A 624-nucleotide genomic window follows, 5' to 3' on the forward strand; every position below is an offset into this window, starting at 1 on the left:
GTACGCTGTAACATAACCGAACGGATCGGTCATTTGCGTGCGATTCCCTTGCGGGTCGTATACGTATAGAACCTTCTTTCCATCCGGATATGTGACTGCATCTAGTTGCCCAACGTTATTATAACCATACTGTGTTCTGCCTGTACCATCCTGCATGGCTGTGCGTCGTCCAGCGGTATCGTACTCATAAGAAACCGTTTCACTTCCGGTCACACTGCTGGTTAATTGATCACGGGCGTTGTAGCCGTAGCTCGTTGTCTGACCTTTTCGATCGATATATGTTTTTACATTTCCGTTTACATCATAATAGTATCTTTCATTTTGCCCTAACGCATCGATTTTTCTTATTAGGCGGCCCAGTTCATCGTATTGCTTCTGAATTTTGTTTCCATCGGCATATTCCGTCTGAATTAATTTACCCGCCATATTATAACTGTATTTCGTCGTTTCCGACTTAGCGTTAGTCACAGAAACAAGACGGTTGAATAAGTCGTAGGCGTACGATGTCGTGTTGTTGTTACCATCGACATTAGACGTTACGTTTCCAGCAAAATCATATGCATTGCTCGACAGAAGAACCGTTCCTGTTTGTTTCAACCATTCCTTCTTCGTAACACGGCCTAA

At 43.6% G+C, this 624-nt stretch carries 1 pseudogene; it reads right to left on the reverse strand.

From position 1 onward, the window contains the following. Positions 1–597, reverse strand: a pseudogene (locus tag PEL01S_RS34250) (RHS repeat protein); the annotation flags it as partial. Positions 598–624: the final 27 nt, after the last annotated feature.

Source organism: Paenibacillus elgii NBRC 100335 (genome assembly GCF_004000865.1).
Taxonomy (GTDB): Bacteria; Bacillota; Bacilli; order Paenibacillales; family NBRC-103111; genus Paenibacillus_G; species Paenibacillus_G elgii.